Annotated in this window: 8 protein-coding genes; 2 read left to right on the top strand and 6 right to left on the bottom strand. The window is 56.0% G+C overall.

From position 1 onward, the window contains the following. Positions 1-157: 157 nt before the first annotated feature. Together ACVCAM_RS12230 and mdtD are read left to right on the top strand one after the other, a co-directional pair. Positions 158-865 carry a FadR/GntR family transcriptional regulator gene (locus ACVCAM_RS12230; protein ID WP_021242652.1) on the top strand — a complete coding sequence of 236 codons (708 nt, stop codon included), beginning with the start codon at positions 158-160 and terminating at the stop codon, positions 863-865. Next, entirely contained in the window at positions 862-2,295 is a 1,434-nt protein-coding gene (gene mdtD / locus ACVCAM_RS12225; protein WP_021242653.1) for a multidrug transporter subunit MdtD, read from the top strand. Before ACVCAM_RS12230 ends, mdtD begins: the two co-directional genes overlap by 4 nt. Here mdtD and rbsR read toward each other — a convergent pair. The 6 genes from rbsR to rbsD all read right to left on the bottom strand — a co-directional run bounded on the left by rbsR (position 2,261) and on the right by rbsD (position 8,113). Beyond that, entirely contained in the window at positions 2,261-3,253 is a 993-nt protein-coding gene (gene rbsR / locus ACVCAM_RS12220; protein WP_021242654.1) for a ribose operon transcriptional repressor RbsR, read from the bottom strand. The genes mdtD and rbsR overlap by 35 nt on opposite strands. Positions 3,254-3,256: 3 nt before the next feature. After that, the gene (gene rbsK, locus ACVCAM_RS12215; RefSeq protein WP_023293678.1) at positions 3,257-4,186 is read right to left on the bottom strand and encodes a ribokinase; all 930 of its coding nucleotides are present in this window, start codon (positions 4,184-4,186) and stop codon (positions 3,257-3,259) included. Between the two features lie 106 nt (positions 4,187-4,292). Beyond that, a complete protein-coding gene (rbsB, locus tag ACVCAM_RS12210; protein ID WP_008503498.1) occupies positions 4,293-5,183 on the bottom strand; it encodes a ribose ABC transporter substrate-binding protein RbsB in 891 nt (296 codons plus the stop codon). Positions 5,184-5,210: 27 nt separating this feature from the next. Continuing rightward, positions 5,211-6,176 carry a ribose ABC transporter permease gene (gene rbsC / locus ACVCAM_RS12205; RefSeq protein WP_021242657.1) on the bottom strand — a complete coding sequence of 322 codons (966 nt, stop codon included), beginning with the start codon at positions 6,174-6,176 and terminating at the stop codon, positions 5,211-5,213. A gap of 4 nt (positions 6,177-6,180) precedes the next feature. Beyond that, positions 6,181-7,686: a ribose ABC transporter ATP-binding protein RbsA gene (gene rbsA, locus ACVCAM_RS12200; RefSeq protein WP_025910790.1), complete on the bottom strand. Its 1,506-nt coding sequence runs from the start codon at positions 7,684-7,686 to the stop codon at positions 6,181-6,183. Positions 7,687-7,693: 7 nt separating this feature from the next. Next, positions 7,694-8,113: a D-ribose pyranase gene (gene rbsD / locus ACVCAM_RS12195; RefSeq protein WP_023345137.1), complete on the bottom strand. Its 420-nt coding sequence runs from the start codon at positions 8,111-8,113 to the stop codon at positions 7,694-7,696. Positions 8,114-8,196 lie beyond the last annotated feature (83 nt).

The following is an 8,196-nucleotide window of genomic DNA, read 5'->3' as shown; positions in this document are numbered from 1 at the left end:
TGTGACAAGAGGAAATTTAAAAAAAGTTTCCATCCGCGTTTTTTTTCACCAATAGAGGTGAAATCAAGCTACAAATTGTTCTATTTGATGTATCTGCAACCACAATCACATTCACGGTGGCATAATTATCAGCATGAATCTTTAAGGAATAAAAGCGATGCCATTAAGCGCGCAACAGCTGGCCGCCCAAAAAAACCTGTCTTATGTGCTGGCCGAAAAGCTGGCTCAGCGGATTTTAGCGGGTAAATATGCCCCGGGAAGCATCCTGCCGGGTGAAATGGAGCTGGGTGAGCAGTTTGGGGTGAGCCGTACCGCCGTGCGCGAAGCGGTGAAAACCCTGACGGCGAAAGGAATGGTGCTTCCGCGTCCTCGTATTGGCACACGCGTGATGCCACAGAGTAACTGGAATTTTCTCGATCAGGAGCTGCTCTCCTGGTGGATGACGGAAGACAACTTTCATCAGGTGATCGATCACTTTCTGGTAATGCGCAGTAGCCTTGAGCCTCAGGCATGTCTGCTTGCTGCCACGCTTGGAACAGCAGAGCAGAAAGCGCAGCTTAACGCGTTGATGGAAGAGATGGTGTTCCTGAAAAAACACTTCAACCGCGAACGCTGGGTTGAGGTCGATATGGCCTGGCATGAACATATCTATATGATGAGCGCCAATCCGTTCCTCACCTCTTTTGCCTCTTTATTCCATTCGGTGTACCACACTTACTTTACCTCTATTACACAAGACGACGTGGTAAAACTGGAATGGCACCAGGCGATAGTGGATGCCATTCAGGAAAGCGACGGGCAGCGAGCCCTGAGTGCGTGCCAGGCATTGCTGGCTGCGCCAACCCACCAGCAGGTAAATAAATGACAAAGAAAAAAGCGCGCAGCATGGCCGGATTGCCGTGGATTGCAGCCATGGCGTTTTTTATGCAGGCACTGGATGCCACCATCCTCAACACCGCGCTTCCCGCTATTGCGCAAAGCCTCAACCGTTCCCCGCTGGCGATGCAGTCCGCCATCATCAGCTATACCCTGACGGTCGCGATGCTGATCCCTGTTAGCGGCTGGCTGGCCGACCGCTTCGGCACCCGCAGAGTTTTCATGCTGGCCGTAACGCTCTTTACGCTCGGTTCGCTGGCCTGTGCGCTCTCCTCGTCCTTAACGGAGCTGGTTATCTTCCGCGTATTACAGGGCATTGGCGGCGCGATGATGATGCCCGTGGCGCGCCTTGCCTTATTACGAGCCTATCCTCGAAGCGAACTGCTTCCCGTGCTCAACTTCGTCACCATGCCGGGACTGGTCGGCCCGATACTTGGCCCGGTACTCGGTGGCGTGTTTGTCACCTGGGCAAGCTGGCACTGGATCTTCCTGATTAATATTCCGATTGGCGTAGCGGGGTTGCTGTATGCCCGCAAATATATGCCGAACTTCACCACGCCAAGGCGCAGTTTCGATATGGGCGGCTTCTTCCTGTTTGGCCTGAGCCTGGTGCTCTTCTCCAGCGGGATGGAGCTGTTTGGCGAGAAGATCGTCGCGACGTGGATGGCGCTCTCCGTTATCCTCGCCGGGATTCTGCTTTTCCTTCTTTATATACGTCATGCGCGCCGCCATCCGACGCCGTTAATCTCTCTTGGGCTCTTCAACACCCGAACGTTTTCCGTCGGGATCGCGGGAAACATTGCCTCGCGTCTGGGGACGGGCTGCGTACCGTTCCTGATGCCGCTGATGCTGCAGGTTGGTTTCGGCTATCCGGCACTGATTGCCGGCTGCATGATGGCGCCCACGGCGATGGGCTCGATTCTGGCAAAATCGACCGTGACGCAGGTGCTACGCTGGTTTGGCTATCGCAAGACGCTGGTTGGCGTGACGGTCTTTATCGGTCTGATGATTGCGCAGTTCTCGCTGCAGTCCGCCTCGCTTCCCGTCTGGATGCTGATCCTGCCGCTGTTTGTACTGGGCATGGCGATGTCGACGCAGTTCACATCGATGAACACCATCACCCTTGCGGATCTGACCGACGAGAACGCCAGTAGCGGCAACAGCGTGCTGGCAGTCACACAGCAGCTGTCGATCAGTTTAGGGGTTGCAGTGAGCGCGGCGGTACTGCGGTTTTATGAAGGTTTCGACAGCGCGAACACCGTCGAGCAGTTCCACTATACCTTTATCACCATGGGCGCACTCACCGTCGTTTCAGCGCTGGTCTTTATGCTGTTAAAACCGAAAGACGGCCGAAACCTGATTAAAGAGCGTCACAAAGAGAAAGCTAAACCGAACCGCGTTCCATCAGAACAGGAGTAAGCTGCAGGCGCTGCTGCTGCAGCGTGGGCTGAGCCATTCGGTGGATCAACACATCGATGGCCAGCTCGCCCAGTTCATCCTTCGGCTGATGAATGGTGGTGAGCGGCGGCGTCATATAGCTGGCCAGCTCGATATCATCGTAGCCGATTACCGCCATATCATGGGGAACGCGCAAACCGGCCTGATATAACGCCTGATAGGCGCCAAACGCCATGGCGTCGTTGCCGATAAACACCGCCTGCGGACGCTGCGGTTGCGCCAGCAGCGTCTGCATCGCTTCAAAACCACCGTGAAACTCAAAATCACCGGTAATACGATACCCTTCCGGCACGGAAAGTCCCGCCCGCGCCATCGCGGCGAGATACCCTTCCAGACGCAAACGCGCCGGGGTTTTGTCCAGCGGACCGGTAATACAGGCAATGCGGGTATAGCCTTTATCGATCAGATACTGGGTGGCCATATCACCCCCCAGCAGAGAATTATCCTGAATGAGGTCGCTGGTGCCGTCGAACGGCGCCCAGTCCATCATCACCGTGGGAATGGAGGGATAGCGCTGGATAATCTCTTTCGACGGCTGGTGCGTTTCGGTACACAGCAGCAGTAGCCCGTCGACGCGTTTTTGCATCAGCGTTTCCAGGTTACGGTTCATGCGCTGCTCGTCCCCTTCGGTATTGCACAGCACCAGGCTGTAGCCACGCTCGAAGCAGCTGCGCTCCACGCCGCGAACCAGCTCAGAATAAAAGGGGTTGGTACTGGCGGTGATCAGCATACCGATCGTACGCGTCTGGTTGAGCTTAAGGCTGCGCGCCAGTGCAGACGGCGCATAGTTGAGATCTTTTACTGCCGCTTCGACTTTTTCCCGAATCGCCTCGCTGACGAAGCGATCGTTATTAATGACGTGAGACACCGTCGAGGTAGAAACGCCCGCCAGGCGGGCGACATCTTTCATTGTGGCCAAGCGTTACCCCTGCTGACTTAAGAATTCATCGATCTCTTTACGCCACGGAACGGAAGGCTGAGCGCCCTTGCGCGTCACCGCAATCGCGGCAGCGGCATGCGCGAAGCGGATCGCATCATCCATTTTCTTGCCTTCCAGCAGCGCGGTCACCAGCGCACCATTGAAGGTGTCTCCCGCTGCGATGGTATCAATCGCCTTCACCTTAAAGCCCGGCACGCGACGGCCTTCACCGTTTACGCTTGCCCATACCCCACGGCTGCCCAGGGTGATGATCACGGTTCCGATGCCTTTGTCGTGCAGCGCACGCGCGGCTCTCGCGGCATCGTCATCGTTTTCTACGCGAATGCCCGTCAGCTTTTCGGCTTCGGTTTCGTTCGGCGTGATGATATCCACCAGCGCCAGCAGCTCGTCTGATAATACACGGGCTGGGGCCGGGTTAAGTACGACAGTGGTATGATTTTCATGCGCAATTTTGGCCGCGGCCAGCACGCTTTCAACCGGCGACTCAAGCTGCATCAGCAGGGCCTCGGCGCCGCCAATGATTGCACGTTGCGCTTCCACGCGCTCCGTCGTCAGCGCTGCGTTAGCGCCAGCATGAATACCGATGACATTCTCACCTTCTGCGTTGACGAAAATCAGCGCCACGCCGGTAGATTCCCCTGCAACAACGCTGACCGGTGCGATATCGATGTTGTCGCTCGCCAGCTGCTTGCGTACGCGCTCGCCGGTATCGTCATCACCCGTGCAGGCGATAAACGCAATATTCGCCCCGCTGCGACCGGCAGCGACGGCCTGGTTTGCCCCTTTACCGCCGAATGCGACCTGATACTGGTTACCCGTGACGGTTTCGCCCGGTGCAGGGAACGATTCAAGGTTAAGAATGTGATCGGCATTGATACTGCCAAGGACGACGAGGTTGCCTGCGGTTTTCATGGTTGGGTTGTCCATCTGAGAGCGCCACCGGTGTTACCCGGTGGCGTATGCCACACTTTTCTTTATTGGTGTCCCTCAGGCCGCCAGTGACGGCCTGATTCGCCTTTTACTGCTTGATAACCAGCTTCAGGTCAACAGGGTATTTAGCCTGAACTTTTTCGCCCTTCAGCACTTTGTCGGCAGTTTCAACGCCAGTCGCGCCAATCTGCTCAGGCAGCTGAGCGATGGTCGCAGCCAGTTTGCCATCGTTTACTGCTTTTTCACCATCCGGCGTGCCGTCAAATCCGACAACCATCACATCAGATTTACCTGCAGTCTGCAGAGCGCGCAGCGCACCCAGCGCCATTTCGTCGTTCTGCGCGAATACCGCCTGCACGTCAGGATGTGCGGTCAGCAGGTTCTGCATGACGTTCAGACCTTTAGTACGGTCGAAGTCTGCCGGCTGGCTGGCCAACACGTTGAATTTGTGCGCTGCAACCGCCTGCTGGAAACCTTCGCCACGCTCGCGGGCGGCAGACGTACCGGCAATCCCCTGCAGTTCGATGACTTTAGCGCCTTCACCGGCTTTCTTCGCAATGTAGTCACCCGCGATTTTGCCGCCCAGCACGTTGTCAGACGCAATATGGCTCACCACGTCGCCTTTCGTTGCCTGACGGTCCAGAGTGATCACCGGGATCTTCGCCTGGTTTGCCATTTTCACGGCGTTGCCTACGGCATCGGAATCGGTTGGGTTGATCAGCAGAATTTTGGTACCACGAACGGTTAAGTCCTGAACGTTAGCCAGCTCTTTCGCCGGGTTGTTCTGTGAATCCAGTACCACCAGGTTGTAGCCCAGTTTATCCGCTTCTTTCTGCGCTCCATCCTTCAGGGAGACGAAGAACGGGTTGTTCAGGGTAGAGACAACCAGCGCGATGGTATCTTTCGCCATGGCGTTAGCACTTACGGTTGCGCTCAGCGCGACGGCGGAAACCAGGGTAGCCAGTTTTTTCATGTTCATATCTAAGATGTCCTGTAGTGTCGTCAGTTACTGTTTTTTGTTGTCTACCAGTACCGCCAGCAAAATCACCACTGCCTTAACGATCATCTGGTAATAGGAGGAAACACCTAACAAATTCAAACCATTATTCAGGAAACCGAGAATCAGTGCGCCGATCAATGTCCCAACAATGCGACCTTTACCGCCCGCCAGACTCGTACCGCCCAGAACCACTGCTGCAATAGCATCCAGCTCATACCCCGTACCCGCCGTCGGCTGCGCGGAAGAGAGGCGCGCCACTTCGATGATGCCCGCCAGTGACGCCAGCAGACCGCACAGGGAGTACACGATAACTTTGACTTTATTAACGCTGATACCGGACAGGCGCGTTGCCGCTTCGTTACCGCCCAGCGCATAGATATAACGGCCCAGACGGGTATGGTGCAGCATGTACCACGCCGCCAGGAAGACGATAGCCATGATCCAGACCGGCGTCGGGACACCCAGCGGGCGACCGATACCGAACCAGCCAAACAGATCGGCGTTATCGGTGAAGCCGGTATTGACCGGGCTGCCGTTGGTATAAACCATGGTCACCCCGCGCAGCAGCAGCATCATCACCAGCGTCGCGATGAACGCCTGAACGCGGCCTTTTGCCACAATCACGCCGGTGACGGCGCCAATCGCCGCGCCTGCCGCCAGAGCTGCGGCCACGGCCACCAGCGCGTTGACTTCAATCCCGACAAGCGAAGCGGCGATCGCACCGGTGAGGGCCAGCAGGGAACCGACGGACAGATCGATCCCTGAGGTCAAAATCACCAGCGTCATGCCGACCGCCATAATGGCGTTCACCGACGTCTGCTGCAGAATGTTGAACAGGTTATTTACGGTGAAGAAATTCGGGCTCATGGTCGACACAATCGCGATCAGCACCAGCAGGGCAATGAGCGATTTTTGTTCCATCAGCCACGCCTTTGTGAAATAGCGGCGACCAGAAACAGCCTGGGTAGTCATCTTCTTACTCCTGATTCACGCGATTAAGCTTGCCCACAGCGGCAGCCATCAGAACTTCCTGGGTGGCCTGCTCGCGAGTGAATTCACCGCCGAGATGCCCTTCATGCATGACGATAATGCGATCGCTCATGCCTAATACTTCTGGCATCTCGGAAGAGACCAGAATGATGCTCAGACCGTCGGCCTTGAACTGGTTAATCAGCTGATAGATCTCTTTCTTCGCCCCCACGTCTACGCCGCGGGTTGGCTCGTCGAGGATCAACACTTTCGGGCGCGTCATCAGCCCGCGAGCAATTGCCACTTTCTGCTGATTCCCGCCGGACAACAGGCCAATCGCCTGCTCCATCGACGGCGTTTTAACATTAAAGAGACGGATAAAATCGCTGACCGCCTGCTGCTCGTCTTTATGCTTCAGGCTGCCGCCGCTGTGGCTGAAATAGCGCAGCGCAGTCAGGGACATGTTCTCTTTTACCGACATGCCCAGCACTAAGCCGTCGCGTTTGCGGTCTTCGGAGATATAGACGATGCCGTTCGCCAGACCATCCTGCGGGGAGCGGGTGACCACTTCATGGCCGTCGAGGGTGACATAACCGCTGGTGCGCGGCAGTGCGCCGTACAACACTTTCATCAACTCGGTACGTCCCGCGCCCATCAGACCCGCCACGCCCAGGATCTCGCCCTGGCGCAGGGTAAAGGTCACGTCGTTCACACCCGGGCCGCAGAGGTTATCCACCTTCAGGCGGATCTCACCCGGCGCTTTATCCAGATGCGGATACTGATCTTCAAGCTTGCGTCCCACCATCATTTCGATGAGCGTATCTTCCGTCAGCGTGGCCACTTCTCGCTCGGCAATAAACTGCCCGTCGCGGAAAACGGTGACGTCATCGCAGATTTCAAAGATCTCTTTCATACGGTGAGAGATATAGACAATCCCGCGCCCCTGCGATTTCAGCTCGCGGATAACGCGGAACAGGGATTCGGTTTCGGTATCGGTCAGGGCGTCTGTCGGTTCATCCATGATGATGACTTTCGACTCGAAGCTCAGCACCTTCGCGATTTCCACCATCTGCTGATCGCCGATGGAGAGATCGCCGACCAGCCGGTCGCTCTTAAAGCGCAGGTTCAGTTTCGCCAGCAGCTTGTCGGCTTCGGCATACATGATTTTCCAGTCGATCTTACCGAAGCGATTCACGAACTCACGGCCGAGGAAGATGTTCTCCGCAATGGTGAGCTGCGGGATCAGGTTCAACTCCTGGTGGATAATGCCGATACCCGCTTCCTGAGAAGATTTCGGGCCAGTAAAGGTGGTCTCTTTACCCAGCCAGAGGAGGGAACCGGCATCGCGTTGATAGATACCGGTCAGCACTTTCATCATGGTGGATTTGCCGGCGCCGTTTTCGCCCACCAGCGCCATTACGCGCCCGGGGTAAACGTTCAGCGCCGCGCCGGAGAGGGCTTTTACGCCCGGGAACGACTTATCGATCCCTTTGAGTTGCAGTAATGCGTCCATGATGGCCTCAGAAGGTGACGCCAGCACAGAGAATGATATTCGCATACGGGGAACACTCCCCGCTGCGAATCACCGCCTGACTGTCTGCGGTTTGTTGTTTGAATTGTTCGTGCGTTGTGTAACGAATTTCGATGGTGTTTCCCTGGTGTTGTTGCAGCTGCTCAAGATGGCTGAGCAACGTTTCATGGAGCTGCGGATTATGTTGTTTGATTTCCGCCGCGAGAATGGCCGTCTCAACCTGCATCTCCGCGGTCACCACGTCCAGTACCTGCATAAACGAAGGTACGCCCTGCGTTAACGCCATATCAATACGGGTTGTGCTGCGCGGAACCGGTAAGCCTGCATCGCAAACCACCAGCGTATCGGTATGCCCAAGACGGGAAATCACCGACGAGATTTCTGAGTTGAGTACAGTGCCTTTCTTCATTTTTTTGCTCCACTAGCGAAACGTTTCGCTAAAAAGAGTGTAGCCTCAGAAATGTTCAGAAAACCACCATGACGTAACAGATT

This window comes from Enterobacter sp. CFEC122 (assembly GCF_052983755.1).
This window is presented reverse-complemented; position numbering and strand designations above follow the sequence as displayed.